The organism is Pseudomonas akapageensis (assembly GCF_011355085.1).
Classification (GTDB): domain Bacteria; phylum Pseudomonadota; class Gammaproteobacteria; order Pseudomonadales; family Pseudomonadaceae; genus Aquipseudomonas; species Aquipseudomonas akapageensis.
Map to the genome: position 1 here is coordinate 291,330 of NZ_VXCP01000001.1, position 24,238 is coordinate 315,567.

Annotated in this window: 19 protein-coding genes; 6 read left to right on the plus strand and 13 right to left on the minus strand. The window is 60.3% G+C overall.

The window, feature by feature from the left end:
* The 3 genes from F2S13_RS01240 to F2S13_RS01250 all read right to left on the minus strand — a co-directional run bounded on the left by F2S13_RS01240 (position 1) and on the right by F2S13_RS01250 (position 4,106).
* A complete protein-coding gene (locus F2S13_RS01240) occupies positions 1-1,011 on the minus strand; it encodes a class 1 fructose-bisphosphatase (RefSeq protein ID WP_166358205.1) in 1,011 nt (336 codons plus the stop codon).
* Between the two features lie 167 nt (positions 1,012-1,178).
* Complete coding sequence (locus tag F2S13_RS29580; protein WP_425500205.1) at positions 1,179-1,589, minus strand: DUF3999 family protein; 411 nt, start codon at positions 1,587-1,589, stop codon at positions 1,179-1,181.
* Positions 1,590-1,655: 66 nt separating this feature from the next.
* Positions 1,656-4,106, minus strand: a complete 2,451-nt coding sequence (locus F2S13_RS01250) for a glycogen/starch/alpha-glucan phosphorylase (protein WP_166358209.1) — start codon at positions 4,104-4,106, stop codon at positions 1,656-1,658.
* A gap of 200 nt (positions 4,107-4,306) precedes the next feature.
* On the opposite strand from F2S13_RS01250, the gene F2S13_RS01255 reads away from it, so the two are divergent.
* Complete coding sequence (locus F2S13_RS01255; RefSeq protein WP_166358472.1) at positions 4,307-4,711, plus strand: YkgJ family cysteine cluster protein; 405 nt, start codon at positions 4,307-4,309, stop codon at positions 4,709-4,711.
* Positions 4,712-4,904: 193 nt separating this feature from the next.
* On the opposite strand, the gene typA is transcribed toward F2S13_RS01255, so the two are convergent.
* Entirely contained in the window at positions 4,905-6,725 is a 1,821-nt protein-coding gene (gene typA / locus F2S13_RS01260; RefSeq protein ID WP_166358211.1) for a translational GTPase TypA, read from the minus strand.
* Between the two features lie 139 nt (positions 6,726-6,864).
* A complete protein-coding gene (thiI, locus tag F2S13_RS01265; RefSeq protein WP_166358213.1) occupies positions 6,865-8,319 on the minus strand; it encodes a tRNA uracil 4-sulfurtransferase ThiI in 1,455 nt (484 codons plus the stop codon).
* Between the two features lie 331 nt (positions 8,320-8,650).
* Here thiI and glnA point away from each other — a divergent pair, with 331 nt between their 5' ends.
* The 4 genes from glnA to ntrC all read left to right on the plus strand — a co-directional run bounded on the left by glnA (position 8,651) and on the right by ntrC (position 13,540).
* On the plus strand, positions 8,651-10,057 hold the full coding sequence (glnA, locus tag F2S13_RS01270; RefSeq protein ID WP_166358215.1) for a type I glutamate--ammonia ligase: 1,407 nt from the start codon (positions 8,651-8,653) through the stop codon (positions 10,055-10,057).
* 166 nt (positions 10,058-10,223) lie between these two features.
* Positions 10,224-10,748 carry a DUF4124 domain-containing protein gene (locus tag F2S13_RS01275; RefSeq protein WP_166358217.1) on the plus strand — a complete coding sequence of 175 codons (525 nt, stop codon included), beginning with the start codon at positions 10,224-10,226 and terminating at the stop codon, positions 10,746-10,748.
* 273 nt (positions 10,749-11,021) lie between these two features.
* Positions 11,022-12,107, plus strand: a complete 1,086-nt coding sequence (gene glnL / locus F2S13_RS01280; protein WP_166358219.1) for a nitrogen regulation protein NR(II) — start codon at positions 11,022-11,024, stop codon at positions 12,105-12,107.
* Entirely contained in the window at positions 12,104-13,540 is a 1,437-nt protein-coding gene (ntrC, locus tag F2S13_RS01285) for a nitrogen regulation protein NR(I) (protein WP_166358221.1), read from the plus strand. The genes glnL and ntrC overlap by 4 nt, the downstream gene beginning before the upstream one ends.
* A 133-nt stretch (positions 13,541-13,673) precedes the next feature.
* Here ntrC and F2S13_RS01290 read toward each other — a convergent pair whose 3' ends face one another.
* The 7 genes from F2S13_RS01290 to F2S13_RS01320 form a co-directional block, all read right to left on the minus strand.
* Entirely contained in the window at positions 13,674-14,231 is a 558-nt protein-coding gene (locus tag F2S13_RS01290) for a phosphonate degradation HD-domain oxygenase (protein ID WP_166358223.1), read from the minus strand.
* Between the two features lie 11 nt (positions 14,232-14,242).
* Entirely contained in the window at positions 14,243-15,490 is a 1,248-nt protein-coding gene (locus F2S13_RS01295) for a TIGR03364 family FAD-dependent oxidoreductase (RefSeq protein WP_166358225.1), read from the minus strand.
* A gap of 9 nt (positions 15,491-15,499) precedes the next feature.
* Positions 15,500-16,525, minus strand: coding sequence for a putative 2-aminoethylphosphonate ABC transporter substrate-binding protein (locus tag F2S13_RS01300; protein ID WP_166358226.1), 1,026 nt, complete (start codon positions 16,523-16,525; stop codon positions 15,500-15,502).
* A gap of 36 nt (positions 16,526-16,561) precedes the next feature.
* A complete protein-coding gene (locus F2S13_RS01305) occupies positions 16,562-18,286 on the minus strand; it encodes a putative 2-aminoethylphosphonate ABC transporter permease subunit (RefSeq protein WP_166358228.1) in 1,725 nt (574 codons plus the stop codon).
* 1 nt (position 18,287) lies between these two features.
* On the minus strand, positions 18,288-19,352 hold the full coding sequence (locus tag F2S13_RS01310) for a putative 2-aminoethylphosphonate ABC transporter ATP-binding protein (RefSeq protein ID WP_166358230.1): 1,065 nt from the start codon (positions 19,350-19,352) through the stop codon (positions 18,288-18,290).
* A 226-nt stretch (positions 19,353-19,578) separates the two neighbouring features.
* Positions 19,579-20,451 (minus strand): LysR family transcriptional regulator, encoded by an 873-nt coding sequence (locus F2S13_RS01315; protein WP_166358232.1) that lies wholly within the window; start codon positions 20,449-20,451, stop codon positions 19,579-19,581.
* 8 nt (positions 20,452-20,459) lie between these two features.
* Positions 20,460-22,712, minus strand: a complete 2,253-nt coding sequence (locus tag F2S13_RS01320; RefSeq protein ID WP_425500201.1) for a heavy metal translocating P-type ATPase — start codon at positions 22,710-22,712, stop codon at positions 20,460-20,462.
* 82 nt (positions 22,713-22,794) lie between these two features.
* On the opposite strand from F2S13_RS01320, the gene cadR reads away from it, so the two are divergent.
* Positions 22,795-23,244: a Cd(II)/Pb(II)-responsive transcriptional regulator gene (gene cadR, locus F2S13_RS01325; RefSeq protein ID WP_166358236.1), complete on the plus strand. Its 450-nt coding sequence runs from the start codon at positions 22,795-22,797 to the stop codon at positions 23,242-23,244.
* A gap of 20 nt (positions 23,245-23,264) precedes the next feature.
* On the opposite strand, the gene F2S13_RS01330 is transcribed toward cadR, so the two are convergent.
* A complete protein-coding gene (locus F2S13_RS01330) occupies positions 23,265-24,236 on the minus strand; it encodes a thymidylate synthase (protein ID WP_166358238.1) in 972 nt (323 codons plus the stop codon).
* Positions 24,237-24,238: the final 2 nt, after the last annotated feature.

Here is a 24,238-nt window from a genome sequence, read left to right on the forward strand (position 1 = left end):
TTACTCCTTGTGGTAACCGGTCACGCGCTCGACTTCCTGTTTGGAACCGAGGAATACCGCCACGCGCTGGTGCAGGCCTTCAGGGTTGATATCGAGAATGCGCTGGTGGCCGTCGGTGGAAGCACCACCGGCCTGCTCGACCAGGAACGACATCGGGTTGGCTTCGTACATCAGGCGCAGTTTGCCAGGCTTGGATGGCTCGCGGGCATCGCGCGGGTACATGAACAGACCGCCACGGGTCAGAATGCGATGCACGTCGGCCACCATCGAGGCGATCCAGCGCATGTTGTAGTTCTTTTTCAGCGGGCCGGTCTCGCCTGCCAGCAGCTCGCCAACATAGCGCTGCACCGGAGCTTCCCAGTGACGCTGGTTGGACATGTTGATGGCGAACTCGGCGGTGGTTTCCGGGATGGTGATGTTCTCGTGGGTCAGCACGAAGCTGCCCATTTCACGGTCCAGGGTGAAACCTTTGACGCCGTCGCCCAGGGTCAGGATCAGCATGGTCTGCGGGCCGTAGATGGCGTAGCCGGCAGCGACCTGCTGGGTGCCCGGTTGCAGGAATGCTTTCTCGTTCAGGGTTTCGTTCTGGCTCAGGTGCTCGTTGGGGCAACGCAGAACCGAGAAGATGGTGCCGACCGAGACGTTGACGTCGATGTTCGACGAACCGTCCAGCGGGTCGAATACCAGTAGATAGGCGCCTTTGGGGTATTTACCCGGGATCTGGTAGGCATTGTCCATTTCTTCGGACGCCATGCCGGCCAGGTGGCCGCCCCATTCGTTGGCTTCGAGCAGGATCTCGTTGGAGATCACGTCGAGCTTCTTCTGCACTTCACCTTGTACGTTTTCGGTGCCCATGCTGCCCAGCACACCACCCAACGCACCTTTGGATACGGCGTGGCTGATCTCCTTGCATGCACGCGCCACCACTTCGATCAGGAAGCGCAGATCGGCAGGAGTATTGTTGCTACGGGTCTGCTCAATCAAATAGCGACTCAGGGTAACGCGGGACATGGACGGCTCCGGACAATGGGGTCAAAAAACCCACGCAGTTTACAGGGAGAGTGAAAACCTAGCGAGTAATAGGGCGCAGATACCGAAATCAGACCCTATTCCGGGGGCGAGAGTTCACCCGCCCCTTTGAGCGTAGCGCGAATAAGACACAAATCCGTCGTTTCGCTTCAGAACTGCGTCCGTGCGACTGCCAACGATGCCAGAAGCTGCGGACTGGCCTCGGGAAGCAACGCCAGCAAAGGCAGGCTCCCGGGGCCGACCGTCGGGTTGCCGACGGCCAACAGAAACGGCGCTGCTCCATGGGCCAGGAAAATCAGCGCATGGCCCCCCGATCCTTGCTCGCCTTCGCTCTCAAGCATGGCATAGGGTTGGATCTCGCCTTCCGCATTGAACACGCGCAAATCAACCAGATTCGGCTGGACGGCGCTCAGTTGCAGCGCCGCCGGCAATTCGATGCGATACCACGGCCCCTCACCGCTCAGGCTCAACGGGACCTGCCGGGCGAAATCACCCGGATGATCCTGAGCTACTACTGTCAGCACCGTGCTAAACCCCAGCAACACCCCCCAGACAAACAATGGCTTCAGTATCAAGGCATGGCTCCTCGTGACGTTGGTCTGCGATCCCACTGCAGCTCAGTCTAGTCACTCCAGAGCTTTCCATATGTCGGTAGCGTATTCACGGATCGTCCGGTCAGAGGAGAACCACCCCATTCGCGCACTGTTGAGCACTGCCACCCGCCACCATTGCTTGGGATCGTGCCAAAGCTCTTCGACCCGACGCTGGGCATCCCAGTAGGCATCGAAATCGTCACACACCAGGAAGCGGTCGTAAGCCACCAGTGAGTCGACCAACCCCATGTAGCGGGCCGGGTCGTCAGGCGAGAACACCCCGCTGCGTATCGCCTGCAGCACATCGTTGAGGCGATGGGAGGCCGCGATCGCCCCATGGGCTGCAAATTCGCCGCTGCGCTTGCGCGCCTCGACCTGCTGAGCGGTCAGCCCGAAGATGAACATGTTCTCGGCGCCGACGCGGTCGCACATTTCCACGTTGGCGCCATCGAGCGTACCGATGGTCAGCGCACCGTTGAGGCCGAACTTCATGTTACTGGTGCCGGAGGCTTCATAGCCGGCGGTGGAGATCTGCTCGGACAGGTCGGCTGCCGGAATGATGCTTTCGGCCAGGCTGACGTTGTAATTGGGCAGGAACACCACCTTGAGCAGGCCACGCACGGTCGGATCATTATTCACGGTACGGGCGATGTCATTGGCCAGCTTGATGATCAGCTTTGCCTGTGAATAGCTGGCTGCTGCCTTGCCGGCGAAGATTTTCACCCGGGGCACCCAGTCAGTGCCGGGTTCGGCGCGAATGGCCTGGTACAGCGCTACGGTATGCAAGAGATTGAGCAGCTGACGTTTGTACTCATGGATGCGTTTGACTTGAACGTCGAACATCGCCTCCGGGTTGACCACGATACCCAGGCGCTCGTGAATCAGGTGAGCCAGTGCCTTCTTGCTGTGCAAACGCTGCTCGGCGAAGCGTTTGCGAAAGGCAGCTTTTTCGGCAAGGGGCTCCAGACCGATCAGGCGCCCTTCCGGGTCGTCCAGCACCTCCGCGCCCAACTCCTCGACGAGCATGGCAGTCAACTGCGGGTTGGCCTGGTAGAGCCAGCGGCGAAAAGTGATGCCGTTGGTCTTGTTATTGATACGCTCGGGGTAAAGCTTGTGCAGTTCGGCAAACACTGTGCTGCGCATCAACTTGGTGTGCAGGCCGGACACGCCGTTGACGCTGTGCGAGCCGAGGAAGGCCAGGTTCCCCATGCGTACCCGGCGACCGTTGTCTTCCTCGATCAACGAAACGGCGCGCAGCACGTCGAAGTCGTGGATGCCCTTGGCCCGCAAGGCGTCGATATGAAAGGCATTGATCAGATAGATGATCTGCATGTGCCGCGGCAGCATCCGCTCCATCAAGCCCACCGGCCAGGTTTCCAGCGCCTCGGGAAGCAGGGTGTGGTTGGTGTAGGCCAGGGTATTGACGGTGATTTGCCAAGCCGTGTCCCACGCCACCTCATGCTCGTCGACCAACAGGCGCATCAACTCGGCCACGGCGATCGACGGGTGGGTGTCATTGAGCTGAATGGCCGCCTGATCGGCCAGGTTGAGCACGGTGTCGTGCATGTTCAGGTGACGACGCAACATATCCTGCAGCGACGCCGAGACAAAGAAATACTCCTGGCGCAGGCGCAACTCCTGCCCCGCCTCGGTACTGTCAGCCGGGTACAGCACCCGCGAAATACTTTCGGCCCGGGCAACTTCGGCCACGGCCCCCAAGTGATCGCCGGCATTGAAGCGCTCAAGGTGCAGCTCCTCCAGCGCCCGCGCACGCCACAAGCGCAGCGTATTCACACTGGCACCACGCCAACCCACCACCGGGGTGTCATAGGCCACCGCCCGCACGGTTTCGCCAGGCCACCAGACCTGCTTGGGCTGCCCGTCTCCGTTGTGCACCGTCTCGACGCTGCCGCCGAAACTGATCGGGCAGATCACCTCGGGCCGCTCGAATTCCCAGGGGTTGCCGAAATCCAGCCAGTTCTCGGTCTGCTCCTGTTGCCAGCCGTCGACGACCGCCTGCCGGAACAAGCCGTGCTCATAACGAATGCCATAGCCGTGAGCGGCGATGCCCAGGGTCGACATGCTTTCCATGAAGCAGGCCGCCAACCGACCCAAGCCGCCATTGCCCAGGGCCGCATCGGGTTCGAGCAGGCGAATCCGCTCCAGGTCCACGCCCAGATCGGTCAGCGCCTCGCGTGCTACATCGAGCAGGCCCAGGTTGCTCAAGCTGTCGTAGAGCAAGCGACCGATCAAAAATTCCAGGGACAGGTAATACACCCGTTTCTGATTCTTGCGGTAAATCTGCCGGGTGTGATCCATCCAGTGGTCGACCATATGATCACGCGCCGCCAGGGCGATAGCTTCGAACCAGTCGTGGTCGAAGGCGTGATCAGGGTCCTTGCCTACCGCATAGGTAAGTTTGGCCAGTACAGCGGCACGGAAGGCTGCCACCTCAGCGTCACGGACAAGCGGTTCCTGAGACATGGAAAGTCCTCGGGGAAGTTGACGGTTTAGGGATGGAGTTGTCTGAGCCTAGTCGCTTCGACACACGGTGATAACCCAGGTTCGTGACTATCTGTGCATTAAAGTGAAATCTTTGCGAACAAAACCGGTAAATGGTTGTTCAAAAATTCACCAGCTCCGGTATCATCGCGCGCCCGATTACCCCTGAATACCTGAATCTGATGAAGCCTACACTGATTGCCGCCGCCGAAATCGACCGCCTGGAAACGTGGCAGAAATATTCCAGCTACATGTGCGGAGGCTGCATGTCTTCCTGCTGCACGATGCCGGTGGAGGTGAAAATCAAGGACCTGATCCGTATCGGTGTAGTCGATGAGTTCGAAAAAGACGAGCCACCCAAGAATGTGGCAAAACGCCTGCAAAAAGAAGGGATTGTTGAACGCTTCAATCAAAAGTCGGGAATTTTTACCCTGACGCGCATGAGCAACAACGATTGCATGTACCTGGATCGCAAGAGCCGCTTGTGCACGATCTACGACAAGCGACCGGATACCTGCCGCAATCACCCGAAGGTCGGGCCGCGGCCGGGGTATTGTGCTTATAAGCCCAAGCCTAATAGTTACTGATTCCTCGTTCCCACGCTCTGCGTGGGAATGCATCCAGCAATGCGCCGCAAAGCGCTCGTGCAGGTCGACGCGGAGCGTCTGACGCGGCATTCCCACGCGGAGCGTGGGAACGAGACAGAACACCACAAGCCCACAAACAAAAACGCCCCCGGCCTTTCGACCGGGGGCGTTTTCATTCAGCCTGAGCTAACAATCAGTTCTTGGCTTTCTTGGCAGCGCGGGTACGCTCGCCTTCGTCAAGAATCTTTTTACGCAGGCGGATCGACTTCGGAGTCACTTCGCACAATTCATCGTCCTGGATGAATTCCAGAGCCTGTTCCAGGGTGAAGCGAACCGGCGGAACCAGAGCGATGGTTTCGTCTTTGCCCGAAGCACGCATGTTGTCGAGCTTCTTGCCTTTGGTTGGGTTGACGCCCATGTCGTTGTCACGGCTGTTCAGACCAACGATCTGACCGTTGTAGATCTCTTGACCGTGTTCAACGAACAGCTTGCCACGCGCCTGCAGGGTTTCCAGGGAGTAGGTCAGCGCCTTGCCGGTTTCTACCGATACCAGAACACCGTTCTGACGGCCGGACATGTCGCCGGACTTCATGGTGTCGTAGCGATCGAAGATCGAGGTCAGGATGCCAGCACCGTTGGTCAGGGTCAGGAACTGGTTACGGAAACCGATAAGACCGCGAGCAGGGATGTTGTATTCCAGACGAACACGGCCTTTGCCATCCGGCACCATGTTGGTCAGGTCGCCTTTACGCAGGCCCATCTCTTCCATGACCTTGCCCTGGGATTCTTCAGGGGTGTCGATGGTGACGTTTTCGAACGGTTCCTGCTTCACGCCGTCAACTACACGGATGATCACTTCCGGACGACCAACGCCCATTTCGAAGCCTTCGCGACGCATGGTTTCGATCAATACCGAGAGGTGCAGCTCACCACGGCCGGAAACCTTGAACTTGTCAGCCGAGTCGCCTTCTTCAACGCGCAGTGCAACGTTGTACAGCAGCTCTTTGTCCAGACGTTCCTTGATGTTACGGGAAGTCACGAACTTGCCTTCTTTACCGCAGAAAGGCGAGTCGTTTACCTGGAAGGTCATGGAAACGGTCGGCTCGTCAACGGTCAGAGGCTTCATCGCCTCCGGGGTATCCAGCTGGCACAGGGTGTCGGAGATGAACAGCTCGTCCATACCGCTGATGCACACGATGTCGCCTGCGGCGGCTTCTTCAACGTCGATACGGTGCAGACCGTGGTGACCCATCAGCTTCAGGATACGACCGTTACGCTTCTTGCCGTCGGCGCTGATAGCGACAACCGGGGTGTTCGGCTTGACGCGACCACGGGCAATACGGCCAACGCCGATAACACCCAGGAAGCTGTTGTAGTCCAGTGCGGAGATCTGCATCTGGAACGGACCGTCACGGTCAACAGCCGGTGCTGGTACGTTGTCGACGATCGACTGGTACAGCGGGGTCATGTCTTCAGCCATGTCGGTGTGGTCCAGACCGGCAATACCGTTCAGGGCCGAGGCGTAGACGACTTTGAAGTCCAGTTGTTCTTCGGTGGCACCCAGGTTGTCGAACAGGTCGAAGATCTGGTCCAGAACCCAGTCCGGACGCGCGCCTGGACGGTCAACCTTGTTGATGCACACGATCGGACGCAGGCCGGCTTCGAAGGCCTTCTTGGTCACGAAACGGGTTTGCGGCATAGGGCCGTCCTGGGCGTCAACCAGCAGCAGAACGGAGTCGACCATCGACATCACGCGTTCTACTTCGCCGCCGAAGTCGGCGTGGCCCGGGGTGTCCACGATGTTGATGTGGTAGCCGTTCCAGTTGATGGCGGTGTTTTTCGCCAGAATGGTAATACCGCGCTCTTTCTCCTGGTCGTTGGAGTCCATCACGCGCTCGTCGTTGAGCTCGTTGCGCTCCAGGGTGCCGGATTGACGCAGCAGTTTGTCGACCAGAGTGGTTTTACCATGGTCAACGTGGGCGATGATGGCGATGTTGCGTAGATTTTCGATCACTTGTGTATCTCGATCAGAGGATTCGGTGTGCTGACAGGTCGTGGCAGCGATTAACAGTAGCGTCCGTGAAAGCCATTACAGCTTGACGGTGGCGTCGGGGGGCCGGTGACGCAGGCCACAGGCAAACAGCCCCGGGCACTTAGCTCGGTCGATAAACGCGCACATTGGCATGTCCCTCACTGAGCAAATGGTGGGCATGCAGGCGACTCATCACGCCTTTGTCGCAATACAGCAGGTACTGACGAGTGGCGTCCAGTTCCTTGAAACGGCTGTTCAGTGCATAGAACGGCAGAGCCTTGACCTCGATGCCTTCGAGTTCAAGGGGCTGGTCTTCCTGGGCATCAGGGTGACGGATGTCGATGATCACCTGGCCGGGCAGCGCTTCGCTGACCTCCTCGATCTCGATATCCTGGCCCAGCTCATCGATCACATTGTCGATGGAAACCAGCTTGGCGCGTTCCAGGGCCCGCTCCAGCACGGCCATGTCGAACTGTTGTTCTTCATAGGCAACGCGATGTGGCTTGGCCTTGGTGGTGGGGTTGACCGAAATCACCCCGCAATATTCAGGCATGTGTTTGGCGAAATCGGCGGTGCCGATCTCGTTCGCCTGGTCAATGATGTCCTGCTTGTGGCTGGCAAGCAATGGACGCAGTACCAGCTTCTCGGTTGCCGAACTGATCACCGAGAGGTTCGGAAGCGTCTGGCTGGACACTTGCGAGATAGCCTCGCCCGTGACCAGGGCATCAATTTGCAGACGATCGGCCATGCGCGTGGCCGCGCGCAGCATCATGCGCTTGAGGATCACGCCCATGTGGCTGTTGTCGACCTTGCTCAGCAACTCGCCCACCACTTCTTCGAAGGGAACGCTGATAAACAGCACGCGCTGGGAGCTGCCGTACTTCTTCCAGAGGAAATGCGCGACTTCCATTACGCCCAGTTCGTGGGCGCGGCCGCCAAGGTTGAAGAAGCAGAAATGAGTCATCAGGCCGCGGCGCATCATCTGATAGGCCGCAACGGTGGAGTCGAAACCGCCGGACATCAGAACCAGGGTCTGCTCCAGCGAGCCAAGCGGATAGCCGCCGATGCCCTGGTGCTGGCTGTGAATGATGAAGACGCGCTTGTCGCGGATCTCCAGGCGCACTTCCACATCCGGCGTGCGCAGTTCGATGCCGGCGGCGCCGCACTGCTGGCGCAACTGGCTGCCAACATAACGGTCCACGTCCATCGAGCTGAAAGTGTGCTTGCCGGCTCGCTTGCAGCGCACGGCAAACATTTTACCTGGCAGCAAGTGGCCGAAGTGCTGCTTGCACTGGGCGACCAGGTCGTCCATGTCGCCCAGCGGGTATTCGTCGACTTGCAGGAAGTGGGTGATACCCGGCACGCAGGTCAGACGCTCGACCATCTCGCGCAGCACTTTCTGATCCTCGATGCGGGTTACAACCGTGAGGTTGTCCCACACGCCATCGACCACCAGCTTCGGATCCAGATCACGGAGCACGACGCGGATGTTCTTGGCGAGCTGGCGGATGAAATGCTTGCGCACCGGCCGGCTCTTGATGGTGATCTCTGGAAAGACTTTTACGATAAGTTTCATGAAAAAGTGCGCGCGAGGTGCCGGCCAAAAAAGGGGGGCGCGGATTATAGCGGAAATTGCTCAAGGTTTGACCAATTTTCGTACAGGAGGTTTTAGGCGCACCAAAATGGCACGCGGCGTGGAAATAACGCCCCATAGCGGTGCGATAAATTCCTCAAAAAAGCCATTTAATGGCTGGAACGCTTGAGTTTGGGGCGAAAAACCCAAATCGGAGCACTGGCATGCAATTTGCTCCCTTGTGAGGCAGGTTGCCTTGGCAGCATATTCGCGCCCGGCATCACCAAATTTACAGGGCTATCCATTACCAGCCCGAAGCCACCCGGAGGACAATATGTCGAAGTCGGTTCAACTCATCAAAGATCATGACGTTAAATGGATTGATCTGCGCTTCACTGACACCAAAGGCACCCAGCACCACGTGACCATGCCGGCCCGTGACGCGCTGGATGACGACTTCTTCGAAGTCGGCAAAATGTTCGACGGCTCCTCCATCGCTGGCTGGAAAGGCATCGAAGCTTCCGACATGATCCTGATGCCGGTTGACGATACCGCCGTTCTCGATCCGTTCACCGAAGAGCCGACCCTGATCCTGGTCTGCGACATCATCGAACCTTCGAGCATGCAAGGCTACGACCGCGACCCACGTGCGATCGCCAAGCGTGCCGAGGAACACCTCAAGAGCACCGGCATCGGCGACACCGTATTCGCAGGTCCAGAGCCAGAATTCTTCATCTTCGACGAAGTGAAGTTCAAGTCCGACATTTCCGGTTCCATGTTCAAGATCTTCTCCGAGCAAGGCTCGTGGATGTCCGACCAGGACGTGGAAGGCGGCAACAAAGGCCACCGTCCAGGCGTCAAAGGCGGCTACTTCCCGGTTCCTCCGTTCGACCACGACCACGAAATCCGTACTGCCATGTGCAACGCACTGGAAGAAATGGGTCAGACCGTCGAAGTTCACCACCACGAAGTGGCAACTGCCGGCCAGAACGAAATCGGCGTCAAATTCAACACCCTGGTGAAGAAAGCCGACGAAGTTCAAACCCTGAAGTATGTCGTGCACAACGTTGCCGATGCCTACGGCCGTACCGCTACCTTCATGCCTAAGCCTCTGTACGGCGACAACGGCTCGGGCATGCATGTTCACATGTCCATCTGGAAAGATGGCAAGAACACCTTCGCTGGCGAAGGCTATGCCGGCCTGTCCGACACCGCTCTGTACTTCATCGGCGGTATCATCAAGCACGGTAAGGCCCTGAACGGCTTCACCAACCCTGCGACCAACTCCTACAAGCGTCTGGTACCAGGTTTCGAAGCTCCGGTAATGCTGGCCTACTCGGCTCGTAACCGTTCCGCCTCGATCCGTATTCCTTACGTTTCCAGCCCTAAAGCTCGCCGCATCGAAGCACGCTTCCCGGATCCGGCTGCCAACCCGTACCTGGCTTTCGCAGCACTGCTGATGGCCGGTCTGGACGGTATCCAGAACAAGATCCACCCTGGCGATGCAGCTGACAAGAACCTGTACGATCTGCCGCCTGAAGAGGCCAAAGAGATCCCACAAGTTTGCGGCAGCCTGAAAGAAGCCCTGGAAGAGCTGGACAAAGGTCGTGCGTTCCTGACCAAAGGCGGCGTATTCAGCGACGACTTCATCGACGCTTACATCGCACTGAAAAGCGAAGAAGAAATCAAGGTACGTACCTTCGTACACCCACTGGAATACGAGCTGTACTACAGCTGCTGATCCCGTGACGCTCGCGCAAGCGGCGTAAAAAAGAGAGGCCTCCTTCGGGAGGCCTTTTTTTTTCCGTCTGTAGGAGCCCGTTATGCGAAAGCGGCCAATAGCCAGCACAGCCGACATGCCTGCATTTGCTTTATGCTGGCCCGCTCTCGTTCTCAGGGAATCGCCAATGCGCTCAGTTTTGATTGTCGTGCTCGGATTGCTGGCCCTGCCGGCTGCAGCGCAGGTCTACAAATACACCGATGCCAATGGCAACACGACTTACAGCGATCAACCTGCCGCCGGCGCCTCCAACGAGCCAATTGAGCTGCCGCCACTCAATAGCGTAGCGCCGCCACCTTTGGTTTCAGCGCAGCAGCCCACCAGCAAGCCAATACCGCCCAAGGCCAAGACTTTCTACACCGTCCTGCGCGTCGGCAACATGGTCGATCAGCAGGCGATTCGCGCCAACGATGGCAATCTGATCGTCGAGGTGCTGGTCCGACCACGTCTGCAACCGGAACATCGCCTGCAACTGCTACTCGACGGGCAAGCCTATGGACAGCCGAGCAACGTACCTAGCTTGCAGCTGGTCAATCTCGACCGCGGTGAGCACAACCTCGCCATCCAGGTGCTCAGCGATCAGACAGTGGTGCAACAGAGCCAACCCATCGCATTCACTGTCCTGCGGACACATCTCAGGCCGACACAATGAATGCCTGCCCAGCAGAAAAGTCTCTATCGCTCTATATTGGTGCATAGGATTGCCCCATCCCTCTAGGCACACCCCATTTTGGTTCAAAACCAGAGTTGATTGGCGTGATTGAGTCACTAACAGGGCAGTAAAAGCGCTATTTACACGGCATAACGCTTCTTTTCGGAGCCTTGGTTTGGTTTTTGCATTTTCTTTGCATCAGGGGCTCACCAGCGCGCGCGACCCCGGACATGGATGAGGTCCCAATGTGCCAAAAGAGGTCAACGACAACTAATGACCATCAGTGATGCACTGCACCGACTATTACTCGACAACCTGACCACTGCCACGATTCTGCTCAATGCCGAACTACGCCTTGAGTACATGAACCCGGCAGCAGAAATGCTGCTGGCTATCAGCGGCCAACGTAGCCATGGTCAGTTCATCAGCGAGCTGTTCACCGAATCGGCCGAGGCACTGAACTCCCTGCGTCAGGCGGTCGAGCAAGCGCATCCCTTTACCAAGCGCGAAGCCATGCTCACGGCCCTGACCGGTCAGACCCTGACCGTCGACTACGCCGTCACCCCGATCCTGAGCCAGGGGGAAACCCTGCTCTTGCTGGAAGTGCACCCGCGCGATCGCTTGCTGCGCATCACCAAGGAAGAGGCCCAGCTCTCCAAGCAGGAAACCACCAAAATGCTGGTGCGTGGCCTGGCACACGAGATCAAGAACCCGCTGGGCGGTATTCGCGGTGCCGCGCAACTGCTGTCGCGCGAGCTGCCGGAAGAACACCTCAAGGACTACACCAACGTCATCATCGAAGAGGCCGACCGCCTGCGTAATCTGGTCGACCGCATGCTCGGCTCGAACAAGCTGCCATCACTGGCCATGACCAACATCCATGAGGTGCTTGAGCGTGTTTGCAGCCTGGTCGAGGCCGAAAGCCAGGGCGGCATCACCCTGGTGCGCGATTACGACCCGAGCCTGCCCGACGTGCTGATCGATCGCGAGCAAATGATTCAGGCAGTGCTCAATATCGTGCGCAACGCGATGCAGGCCATCAGCGGCCAGAACGAGCTTCGGCTGGGCCGCATCAGCCTGCGTACCCGGGCCATGCGCCAGTTCACCATCGGCCATACCCGGCACCGGCTGGTCAGCAAGATCGAAATCATCGACAACGGCCCGGGCATACCGGCCGAACTGCAGGAAACCATTTTCTATCCAATGGTCAGCGGTCGTCCGGATGGCACCGGGCTGGGCCTGGCCATTACCCAGAACATCATCAGTCAGCACCAGGGCCTGATCGAGTGTGACAGCCATCCCGGCCACACGACGTTCTCGATTTTCCTGCCGCTGGAACAAGGAGCCACCTCGTCATGAGCCGTAGTGAAACTGTCTGGATCGTCGATGACGACCGTTCCATCCGCTGGGTCCTGGAAAAAGCCTTGCAACAGGAAGGCATGACCACCCAAAGCTTCGACAGTGCCGATGGCGTGATGAGCCGCCTGGCCCGGCAGCAGCCGGATGTAATCATTTCCGATATCCGCATGCCCGGCACCAGCGGCCTGGACCTGCTGGCACAGATCCGTGAACAGCATCCGCGCTTGCCGGTCATTATCATGACCGCGCATTCGGACCTGGACAGCGCCGTGGCCTCCTACCAGGGCGGTGCATTCGAATACCTGCCCAAGCCCTTCGACGTCGATGAAGCCGTTTCCCTGGTCAAGCGCGCCAATCAGCACGCCCAGGAACAACAGGGCCTGGAAGTGGCACCCAGCCTGACCCGCACACCGGAGATCATCGGCGAAGCCCCTGCCATGCAGGAAGTGTTTCGCGCCATCGGGCGCTTGAGCCACTCCAACATCACAGTGCTGATCAACGGCGAGTCGGGCACCGGTAAAGAGCTGGTCGCCCATGCCCTGCATCGCCACAGCCCCCGCGCGGCATCACCGTTCATCGCATTGAACATGGCGGCAATCCCCAAGGACCTGATGGAGTCCGAGCTGTTCGGCCACGAAAAAGGCGCGTTCACCGGTGCTGCCAACCTGCGTCGCGGGCGCTTCGAACAAGCCGATGGCGGTACGTTGTTTCTCGATGAAATCGGCGACATGCCTGCCGACACGCAAACCCGCTTGCTGCGCGTCCTGGCCGATGGCGAGTTCTATCGGGTCGGCGGTCACGTCCCGGTCAAGGTCGACGTCCGCATCATCGCCGCCACCCACCAGAACCTGGAAACCCTGGTGCACGCCGGCAAGTTCCGCGAAGACTTGTTCCATCGCTTGAACGTGATTCGCATCCATATTCCACGGCTGTCGGATCGTCGTGAAGACATCCCGACCCTGGCCAGGCACTTCCTCAGCCGCGCTGCGCAAGAGCTGGCGGTCGAGCCCAAGCTGCTCAAGCCCGAAACCGAAGAGTACCTGAAGAACCTGCCATGGCCTGGCAACGTGCGCCAACTGGAGAACACCTGCCGCTGGATTACCGTCATGGCTTCGGGTCGCGAGGTGCATATCGGTGACCTGCCACCGGAACTGCTCAGCCTGCCGCAGGACTCGGCCCCGGTTACCAATTGGGAACAGGCCTTGCGCCAGTGGGCCGACCAGGCGCTGTCTCGCGGCCAATCCAGCCTGCTTGACAGTGCCGTGCCGACCTTCGAACGGATCATGATCGAAACCGCCCTCAAGCACACCGCCGGCCGCCGCCGGGATGCCGCGGTGTTGCTGGGGTGGGGGCGCAATACCCTGACTCGCAAGATCAAGGAATTGGGGATGAAGGTTGCGGGTGGGGATGACGATGAGGGGGATGAGGCATAGCTTTTAGCGACCGCTCTGCGGTCGATCGCGGCGGTCCGGCGATCCGGCAAGCCCGCTCCCACAGAGAGCTGCGTGCGCGGACTCTGTGGGAGCGGGCTTGCCCGCGAGAGGCCCGACCAGACAACCAAAATCCCTAATTCAACAGACGCTCAGCCTTTGCCCTGAGCATCTGTAAATCAATGATCGGCACCGCCATCTCCTTGGCCATCTCATCCCACTGCCGCATGCGCAAACTGACCTCGCACAACGGGTCCCGCTCAAACGCGTCCGCCTCCTCAGGCGTCATGACTCCACCCTGGTAGCCCAACGTACGCCGACTGGCCTCACTGAGCCGCGCGCAATAGCCCGGATCCTTCAGCGTCAGGTAACGCTTGGCCTGAACGTGATACTCCACCAGCCGCGCCATGCGCTCGCCGAAGCCGCAGCGACGGAGATAATCGGCACCGACCCGTTCATGACTGACTACGCCATAGCCGCCCATGTCACCCTCATCACTTTCACAGATATGTCCGATATCGTGAAAGAACGCGGCAAGCACAACTTCATCGTCGTAGCCTTCGGCCAATGCCAGTTGCGCGGCCTGGGACATATGCTCGATTTGCGACACCGGTTCGCCGATGTAGTCGGCATCACCGTGCTGTTGGTAAAGGGCGAAGACTTCATCGACGATCTGCGAGGGGGTTCTGCTCATCGGGCTCTCTCTTATTGTTGGTCTGTTTCACCGAGCAATCGGGCGATATGCCGTTCGGCCAATGCCGGGCCGACACTCATGCCTACGCCAGTATGCATCAGCGCCGCGCTCAAGCCAGGGGCGACCTGCAGCAACGAGAACGGCCCCGGCCCTCTTGCACCGTAGACGCCTTGCCAGCGTTCTACCACTTTGATGCGACCACCCAGGGTTTGCTCGGCCAGGGCGATCATCCACTCATCGACCTGCTCGGCATTGAACGGCGATGCATCCTGGCCATAGTCGTGAGAGTCGCCGATGATCAGGTCGCCATGGGGTGTCGGGCTGATCAGCAGGTGGATGCCGTGCGTCTGCAAGTGCGGGCTTTGCGCCTGGATTTGCGCCTGCAGGGCCTTGGCCTCAGGCAGATCGGCGAAGGCACCGTAGTGCACGCAGCTGAGCCCGGTCAGCAGCGCGTGCTGCAGGTCCAGCGCGAACTCGGGGCGAGCACGGAGCATCTGCAAACGACAGATTTGCGGCGCCAGTTGCGCCAGAGACTCGGCCAACAGTGTCAGGTAATCATGGCCGGAACAGACCACGACCTGCTTGCCGGTAAAGCTCCCGGCGGTGCTGACCACACGGCCCGGCTCTACTTCGCGCACCAGTGTGGAAAAGTGAAACTCAACCGCCAACTCCTTTTGCAAATATCGAATCAGCGCCGGGATCGCTTCGCGTGAGTACAGTTGTTGATCGTCCAGCCCGCACAGGGCTGCGCGATGGTGCCGGAACTGACCACCGTAGAGATCGTTGAGCGCGGCGCCTTGCAGCAGCTCCACGTGGTAGTCATATTCGACGGCTCGGCCTGCGCAGAAGGCCTTCAACAGTGCTTCTTCTTCCTCTGTGCGCGCGAACAGAATCGAGCCGTTGCGCTTGAGCTGAAAGTTTGCCTGTTGCGCCCATTGTGCCCATATCGGGCGGCTGGCCTTGGCCAGTTCGAGCATTTGCCCAGGAGGCTGGCCGGTGACCAGGGCCTGCCCGAAGTTGCGCACCGAGGCGCCCAGGGGTGTTGCGCTACGCTCGAAAACCTTCACGCGCAGGCCACGACGGGCGGCGGCGTAGGCGTGGGACAGGCCGAGTATGCCTGCGCCGACGATGAGGATGTCGCTTTGGTTGGTCATTGTAATGTCCTGGAATTGTGCAACGCCCGATCGCTGGCAAGCCAGCTCCCACAGGTACGGTATAAATAGAACTTCTGTGGGAGCGGGCTTGTCCGCGATGGGCATTGCAGGGTCTTACTGCTGAGCCACCTTCTCGGACTTGCCGTCATAACGCTTGCGCCACTCGGCCAGAATGGTGTCGCGGTTCTTCGACGCCCAGCCGAAGTCGTTCTTGATCAAGCGTTGCTCGTAGTCAGCCGGCAACTCGGTCTGCGGCTTGGCAATGCCCGGTTGGGCCAACACAGCGAAGTTCTCCTTGTACAGCTCCATGGCAGCGGGGCTGGCGGAGAAGTCGGCGAGTTTCTTCGCCGCTTCTTCGTGTGGGGTCCCCTTGATTACCGCAGTGGCTTCGATTTCCCAGCCCAGGCCTTCCTTCGGCAGGACGATATCCAGTGGTGCGCCCTGACGCTTGAGCTGCACGGCCGGGTATTCGAAAGAAATGCCGATCGGGAACTCGCCAGCCGCCGCCAACTTGCAAGGCTTGGAGCCGGAGTGCACGTACTGACCGATGTTCTGGTGCAGTTGATCCATGTACTGCCAACCCTGCTTCTCGCCGAAGGTCTGCAGCCAGGCACTCACGTCGAGAAAGCCGGTACCGGAGGACGCCGGGTTGGGCATGACGATCTTGCCTTTGTACTCGGGCTTGGTCAGGTCCTGCCAGCTCACCGGTTTGGTCAGGCCCTGCTTCTCGGCTTCGACGGTGTTGAAGCAGATGGTTGCGGCCCACACGTCCATGCCGACCCAGGCTGGCGGGTTGGCCGCATCACGGTAGTTGCCGCCGATCTTGCCCAGGTCCTTCGGTGCATAGCTTTGCAGCATGCCCTGCTGATCGAGGATCGCCAGGCTGGACGCGGCCAGGCCCCAGACCGCGTCAGCTTGCGGGCGGTCTTTCTCGGCCAGCAGCTTGGCGGTGATGATGCCGGTGGAATCGCGCACCCACTTGATTTCGATGTCCGGGTTGGCCTTTTCGAAGGCCTCTTTGTAGCTCTTGAGCTGTTCGGCTTCGAGGGCGGTATAGACCGTCAACTGGGTATCGGCCGCATGGGCCTGCAAACTGAAAGCAGTGAGGACAGCAGCGGCAAGAGCAAGTGGCTTGAACATGGTGCAGTTCCTTGGTCAGTACAGGTGGGTAAGGTGTTATTGGCCTGGCGCGGTCTGGCGCCAGGCTTGGGAACGGCGCAGCAGGCCGCGCGAGGCGCCGGCCAGCAGCAGCGAGACGGCTGCGGACGTGAGCAGGATCAGGGTCGACATCGCCGCCGCACCGCCCACGTTGCCGGCGTCGTCCATGTTCAGGACCGCCACGGCCGCGAGGATAGTGTCGGGGCTGTAGAGAAAGATCGCCGCCGACACCGTGGTCATCGCCGAGACGAACAGGTAGCGGATGATGTCCAGCAATGCCGGCAGGCAGATCGGCACGGTCACGCGCATGAAGTGCCGGTACAACGGCGCCTTGAGCGACAGGGCGGCGGCTTCGAACTCGCCGTCGAGCTGACGCAGTGCCGTGGTGGCGGTCATCTGTGCGGTAGTCAGGTAGTGGGCGATGGTGCAAACCACCAGCAGGGCCATGCTGCCGTAGAACACATGCAGCGGGTTGCGGGTCAGGTTGAAGAAGAAGACATAACCCAGCCCCAGCACCAGGCCCGGTACCGCCATCGGCACGAAGCTGAGCATGCGCAGCATCAGATTGAGCCCGCGTTGGCCGGAGGTTTTCTCCATCAGATAGGCGCCGGTGAAGATCACCGCACTGCCGATCAGCGCCGTGCCCACGGCCATGGTCAGGCTGTTGCGATAGGCCAGCCAGCCACCGCCGGCGGTTTCATCGAACTGATAATGGTTGAGCGACAGGGACAGGTTGTAAGGCCAGAACTTGACCAGCGACGAGTACACCGCCATGCCGAACACCAGCAACAGCACGGCACAGACCAGCAACACGAAGGCCAGGTAGCCACTGTCACGCAGGCGCGCAGGCACCGGCTGGAAAACCTGGGCACGGCCGCTCATGGCATCGCCGTGACGACGGCGCAACCAGGCATCCACGGCAAAACTGAACAGCGCCGGCAGCAGCAAGACCATGCCGATCAAGGCACCGCGACCGAATTGCTGCTGGCCGACCACTGCCTTGTAGGCTTCCAGGGCCAGCACCTGGTAATCGCCACCTACGACCACCGGCACGCCGAAGTCGGTAATGGTCAAGGTGAACACCAGGCAAAATGCAGCGAACACGGCCTGGCGGGTCGCCGGCCAGGTAATGCTGCGAAAGGCTCGCCAGGGACCTGCGCCCATGCTCGAAGCGGCGTCGAACAGGCGCGCATCGGCCAGCGACAAGGCCGACAGCAGGATCATCAGCGCATGGGGAAAGGTGTAGATCGCCTCACCCAGGACGATGCCCCAGAAGCCATATATGTTCTCCGCGAACAAGCCGCGCAACACGCCCTGATTGCCGAACAGATAGACCAGCGCGATCCCCGGCAACATCGAGGGGGCCAGCAACGGCAACAGGGAAATCCCGCGCCAGACCGTCTTGCCTGGGATCAGCGTGCGTTGCAGGGCGTAGGCAAACAGATACGCCACAGGCACGACGATGGCCGCGACACTGAACGAGACCTTCAGACTATTGCCCAGCAGCCAATGAAAGTTGGCGCTGGTGACCAGTTCCCGTGCCGCCACCAGCCCGCCGCCCTGCCCGTCTTCGGCACTGAAACCGCGCCAGAAGATTGCCAGCAACGGCATCAACACCGCGATGCTGAGCAGCACCAGCAACGCTACCTTACCGCCGACCACGAACAGGCGATCACCCAAGGGGGTCCGGCATTGGTCCGCCGCAATCTTGCGCGCGGCCGGCACTGCGATTGGCCCGGCCATCTCAGGCAAACACCTGCAAGCTGCGCGGCGGCAAGGCTACCCAGATATCCTGTGAGCCCAGGCGCGGCATCGATTCAGGCGCGACTTCAGCCAACAGTGCGTGCCCCGGCAGTTCATTGAGTTCGAAACTCATGCGGCAGCGGTTGCCGAGAAAGGTGATCTCGCGAACCCGCGCCGGGAACAGGTTTTCCTCATGCACCGGCGGGTTGACGCTAATCGCCTCCGGGCGGCAGAACAAACGACCACTGGCCGCCTGCCCGGCACCTGGGGCCAGGCGCATGTTCATCGCACCGACCTGGGCATGGCTGTCACTGCTGCGCTGGAACGGCAGCCAGTTGCCCTGGCCGACAAATTCCGCGACGAAGGGCGTGGCCGGCTTGTCGTAGATCTCCTGCGGCGTTGCGTACTGCTCGACCTGACCGTTGTTCATCACGGCAATACGGTCGGCCATCAACATGGCTTCGTCCTGGTTGTGGGTCACCATCAGGGTGGTGATGCCCAGCTGGCGCTGCAGTTGGCGCAGTTCGGTGCACAGGTGCTCGCGAACCCGGGCATCGAGTGCCGACATCGGCTCGTCGAGCAGCAACAACGAGGGTGCCGGCGCCAAGGCACGGGCCAGGGCGACGCGCTGTTGCTGCCCGCCGGAAAGCTGGCCCGGGTATTTTTTCTCGCTGCCCGTCAGGCCGACCAGTTCGAGCATCTGCCCGACACGCTGGCGCACCTCGTCGCGACCGCTGCCGGACAGGCCATAAGCAATGTTGGCTTCGACGGTCAGATTGGGGAACAAGGCGTAGGACTGAAACAGGATGCCGTAGTCACGCGCCTGAGGCGGCAGTGTGGAAATATCGCGTTCGCCAATGTACAGCTCACCCCGGTCCTGACGTTCGAGCCCGGCGATGCAACGCAGCAGCGTGGTCTTGCCACAACCGGACGGCCCCAGCAGACACACCAGCTCACCGGCCGCCACATCGAGGGAGACGTCATTGAGTGCAGTGAATGCACCGAAGCGCTTGTGGATGCCGCGCACTTTCATGTGTGCGCCCGGGTTTGCAATCGCGTTGTTCATGGCAGGACCTCATCGAGCAGATGAAGGCCATCCTAGAGAGCGAATGCGAATGTCCTGTGGCAGTGGGGCAAAAGCTGCCGATAGTGGTATTGGCAGATTTTGGATAGCAGACGGACCGCGGCCCATGTAGCCGCTGCCACAGGCTGCGCTCGCCTGCACAGCAGGCGCAGGATCTCCAAGGCCGCCAGGAGGTCCTGCGGACCTCAGCGCAGCCTATCGGCAGCGGCTACAGGAACTCTGGGGCGGCTACTTCTTGCGCAAGGCCCAGAAACGCGGCGGGTAACCGCGCTTGCTTACGCTCTTTCAAACAATACAAATACTCATGTATCACCGGCGCACCTTCGAGTGTCAGCACCCGCAACTCCGGATTATGCGGCACCTCATGTCGGGCGATGATACTGATGCCAATATTGCGCAGCACCGCCTCGCGAATTGACTCCCGACTGCCGATTTCCAGCAGTGCCCCCACCTTGACCCCGGCTTCGCGCAACATCTCCTCGGTCAACTTGCGCGTCGTCGAGCCCGCTTCGCGCATCAACAGGCAATGCCCGGCCAGGGCTGTGATCGGTACTGATGTTTGCGTCGCCAACGGATGATTACGATGCACCGCCAGTACCAGCGGATCGATACCCAGCACGCGGCGTACCAAGCGTGCATCCTCGAGCAATTGCGAGGATGCCGCCAGGTCGACGCGGTAGTCCTCCAGCAATTCGAGCACCTGCTGCGAATTGCCGATCTCTACCGATACCTCGATCTGCGGCAGACGCTCACGAAATATCTTCACCAGATCAAGGATGTAGTACGGCGCAGTCGCGGCAATGCGCAAGGCGCCCTGCCCCTGGCCACTGTTGCGCAGGAAGAACTCGATATCGGCTTCCTGCTGTAACAGCGCCTTGACCATCGGTAGCAGGCGCGCGCCATCGTCGCTGAGGGTCAGACGGCGCCCGCCGCGATAGAACAGCTCCACCGAGTACTGACTCTCAAGATTGCGGATCTGGGTGGTCACCGTCGGTTGGCTCAGGCCGAGTTTTTTCGCCGCCAGGGTGATGCTGCCCAGGCGGGCAACCATATAGAACGCCTTCAACTCGGCACTAAGCATTAAACCCTCTATTTTCTCAGCAGTCGCAGTCCATTGAAGACCACCAGCAGGCTCACGCCCATATCGGCAAAGACCGCCATCCACATGGTTGCCATGCCGGCAAAAGTGATCGCCAGGAAGATCCCCTTGGTCGCCAGGGCCAGCACGATGTTCTGCCTCAGAATCGACGCGGTCTGGCGCGAGAGCCTGACGAACGCCGGGATTTTGCGCAAGTCATCATCCATGAGCGCCACGTCGGCGGTCTCGATGGCGGTGTCGGTGCCGGCCGCGGCCATGGCGAAACCGATCTCGGCGCGGGCCAGGGCGGGGGCATCGTTGATGCCGTCGCCGACCATGCCGACCTGATGCCCTTTTGCGTACAACGCCTCGATTTCCAGCAGCTTGTCGCCGGGCAACAGGTTGCCCCGGGCCTGATCGATGCCGACCTGGGCCGCAATAGCCTGAGCCGTGTGTGGGTTGTCGCCGGTCAGCATAAGGGTCTTGATGCCCAGTTCGTGCAGCTGTTCGATGGCTTCGCGGCTGCTCTCCTTGATGGTGTCGGCAACGGCAAACAGCGCCATTGGACCGGATCCATCGAGCAGGAGGATCACCGATTTGCCCTGACGCTCCAGCAGATCGAGCTGCGCCTCCAACTGCGGCGAGCACAGCCCCAGTTCCTCAACCAAGCGATGGTTGCCCAGGTGATACAGCTCACCATTGACCTCACCTCGTACACCTCGCCCAAGCAGCGCTTCGAAGGCCTCAACCTCGTGCAATACCAGGTTCTGCTGCACCGCACGCTGCGCAATGGCCAGGGAAACCGGGTGGTCGGAGCGGCTGGCCAGGCTCGCAGCAACCTTTACCGCCAGTTCTTTCACCAGCGGATCGAGCGCCACATAGTCAGTTTGCACTGGCTTGCCGTGGGTGATGGTGCCGGTCTTGTCCAGTGCCAGGAAATCAAGCTTGTGCCCGCTCTCCAGGTACACCCCGCCCTTGACCAGAATGCCCTTGCGCGCGGCCGCGGCCAGGCCGCTGACGATGGTCACCGGCGTCGAGATCACCAACGCACAGGGGCAGGCCACCACCAGCAACACCAGCGCCCGGTAGATCCAGTCGAACCAGGCGCCCCCCATCAGCAGCGGTGGAATAACCGCCACGGCCAGGGCCAGGGCGAATACGGCCGGGGTGTAGATCCGTGAAAAGCTGTCGACGAAGCGCTGGGTCGGTGCCCGTGCGCCCTGGGCCTGTTCGACCGCATGAATGATCCGCGCCAGAGTGGAATTGCTCGCCGCCGCCGTGACACGGTACTCCAGAGAGCCGGCCTGATTGATGGTCCCGGCAAAGACCTTGTCACCTGCGCGTTTCTCCACCGGCAGACTCTCACCGGTAATCGGTGCCTGATCGATGGTCGATTGCCCGCTGACCACTTCGCCATCGAGCCCGATCCGCTCGCCGGGGCGCACACGCACCAGGGCGCCCAAGGCAATTTCTTTTGCGTGCATCTCACGCCATTGGCCGTCGGCCTGCTGCACCGTGGCCATGTCCGGTGTCAATTGCATCAAACCGCCAATGGCATTGCGGGCGCGGTCCAGCGAGCGCGCTTCAATCAATTCGGCCAGGGTGAAGAGGAACATCACCATCGCCGCTTCCGGCCACTGCCCGATCAGCACCGCGCCAGTGACGGCGATGCTCATCAACGCGTTGATGTTGAGGTTGCGGTTCTTCAGGGCAATCCAGCCCTTTTTGTAAGTACCCAGGCCACCACTGAAAATCGCCACCAAGGCGACCAGTGCCACCACCCAGGTCGGTGCCAGGTCGGCGAAGTGAATGACTTCTGCCGCAACCGCTGCCACCCCGGACAGGGCCAGCGGCCACCAGTGCTTTTTAGCGGCCGGTGGGGCGACCTCTGGCTCCTGCCCTTCGACAATCGGCTCGGCCTTCATGCCCAGCGAAGCAATCGCCTCTTCGATGGAGCCGGTGTCCGGCAGAACATGGCGCACCCCGAGCACCCGATTGACCAGGTTGAACTCCAGCTGCTCGACCCCGACCAACCTGGCCAGCTTGTTCTGGATCAGGGTCTGTTCCGTCGGGCAATCCATGGCCTCGATTCGAAAACTGCTAAAGCGCGAATCGGCGCTAGCGGCCTCGGTCAGCTGGATGGCGGCCGGCGCATGTGCCGTTGATGAACAGCAGGCGTGATCGTGCGCGTGCCCGGTGCCAGATCCCTGAAGTGCAACAGGCTTGAATTTCGTATGGTCGTGACCTGAGGTTGGCTGGTTCATGAAGTTCATCCCTAAATGTCCTGTTGCCAAGTGAACACCCTGTAGCCACTATAGGGTCAAGCACTCACGGGAGGTATTTCGGATGAAAATCGGAGAACTGGCCAAAGCGACCGACTGCCAGGTCGAGACCATCCGCTACTACGAGCGGGAAAACCTGCTGCCGGAACCTGCGCGCAGCGAAGGCAACTATCGGCTCTACACCCAGGCCCACGTCGAGCGTCTGACCTTCATCCGCAATTGCCGCACCCTGGACATGACCCTGGAGGAAATCCGCAGCCTGCTGAACCTGCGCGACAGTCCCCAGGACCAATGCGAGAGCGTGAACGCCTTGATCGACGAGCATATCCAGCACGTCAAGGCGCGCATCGACGGCCTGCTGGCCCTGCAGGAACAATTGGTGGAATTGCGCCAACGCTGCAACGCCCAGACCCACATCGATCAGTGCGCGATTTTGCAGCAGCTGGAAGTCAGCGGTGGAGTGTCGGCGCCGGAAGGCGAGCACTCCCATGTAGGCAGAAGCCACGGGCATTGACCCGTGGCTTGCGGGAATAGCTAGACCGCCATGGGTGCCGTCATTGGCGCATGGTGCTCGTAGCCTTCGAGACTGAAGTCGCTCGGTTCGATCAGCTCCAGCCACTCGGGCTGGTAGACGCCGGTCTTGGCGAACTCTGGAACGCGATCGGAGATGACCAGTTTCGGCGCCGGCAATGGCTCGCGCTTGAGCTGCTCGTTGAGCATGTCCAGGTGGTTTTCGTAGACGTGCGCATCACCGATGAAATAGGTGAACCAGCGCGGCGTGTAGCCGGTCAGGCGGCCGATCAGCGACAGCAGTGCCGCGCCTTCGGTCAAGTTGAATGGCGTGCCCAGGCCCAGGTCATTGGAGCGGATGTACAAGGTCAGGGAAATTTCCTTGGTCTCGACATTCGGGTGGAACTGGTACAGCAGGTGGCACGGCGGCAAGGCCATCTCATCGAGCTGGGCGCAGTTCCAGCCGTGGAACAGGATACGACGGCTGCCCGGATCCTTGATAATGGTATCGACGCACTGGCGGATCTGGTCGATGGCCTTGTACAGCACCACGTAGTGCTTGCCGTCTTCCTCGCCTTCGGCAATCTGCCGGTAGCCCTGGCTCATCGCCAGTTCGATGGCGGCCTGGTTGCTCGTGTCGATCTGCTTGTACGCCGGCCATTTGCGCCATTGCACACCGTAGACTTCGCCCAGGTCGTCGGTGCCCTGGCGGAACGGGTTGGCCAGCCACTGGGCGTTCTCGTTGGCGTTCTGGTCCCAGACCTTGCAGCCCAGCGCACGGAACTCGGCGGCGCTTTTCACGCCACGCAGAAAACCGACCATTTCACCGATAGCCGACTTGAAGGCCAGCTTGCGGGTAGTGATGGCCGGGAAGCCTTCCTGCAAGTCGTAACGCAGCATCGCACCGGGGAAGCTGATGGTCCGTACACCCGTGCGGTTTTCCTGCAGGGTACCGTTCTTGATCACGTGCGCGACCAGTTCTAGATATTGCTTCATGA